This is a genomic window from Pseudomonas brassicae (assembly GCF_010671725.1).
Classification (GTDB): Bacteria; Pseudomonadota; Gammaproteobacteria; order Pseudomonadales; family Pseudomonadaceae; genus Aquipseudomonas; species Aquipseudomonas brassicae.
This window is the reverse complement of record NZ_JAAHBU010000651.1, coordinates 1-665: the sequence shown is the minus strand read 5'-3', so window position 1 is coordinate 665 and position 665 is coordinate 1. Positions and strand designations below refer to the sequence as shown.

The 665-nt window shown below is 50.4% G+C and carries 1 protein-coding gene; it reads right to left on the bottom strand.

The features are described from left to right. On the bottom strand, nucleotides 1–496 hold a 496-nt coding region (locus G3436_RS26920; protein WP_163951402.1), incomplete at its 3' end, for a site-specific integrase. Nucleotides 497–665: the final 169 nt, after the last annotated feature.

Genomic DNA, 665 nt, shown 5'->3' with positions numbered 1-665 from the left:
TCCTGGAACGGGCCGTATTTGTTCTGAGCGGGGTTTCAAGCCCTCCGCCATTGCTGCAGCAGGTGCCAGGGCAGATACCATCGGGGTTGATTGTCCAAACCCCGTCACCCAGCATAAGGGCATCAATGCCTGCCCCTGTACCAGCCCCTGCTGGCGTCAACAGGAACGGAGCCAGCTCCATCAGAGCTTCGGTAAACAACTCAGAACCTACAAAATCTTGATTGTTAATCATCTGATCATGGGCAGCCTCAAGGTACTGTCTGAGTTTTGCTGGGCTATACTTGAGATAGTGCAGGGTGGTGACAAGAACTTGATGGTCAGCCACAAACATTTGTACAACTTCGAGAGGGACGCCTGCTTCAATTAGGTTTGTGATCCCACTGACTCTGAGCGAGTGTAAGTCCACAATCCATTTAAGGCCGCCACGTGCATTCTTAGTAATTAGCTTGAGTTTCTGTCCATACTTTTTGAAAATTCTTTCTTCGGTTACGCCCAAGAGCTTGGTGTAGAATCTAGCGAGCTTCTGATAGTCAATGGGTAAGCGGGGGTCAGGCTTGGTGGGATCCCGGAATAAGGGGCACACCGTAGGCCCGTCAACAACGTTGGGACGCTTCAAATCTCTTACGTCGTCTTGATAATACCGGTACTCTAATGGGGCTTTAAGG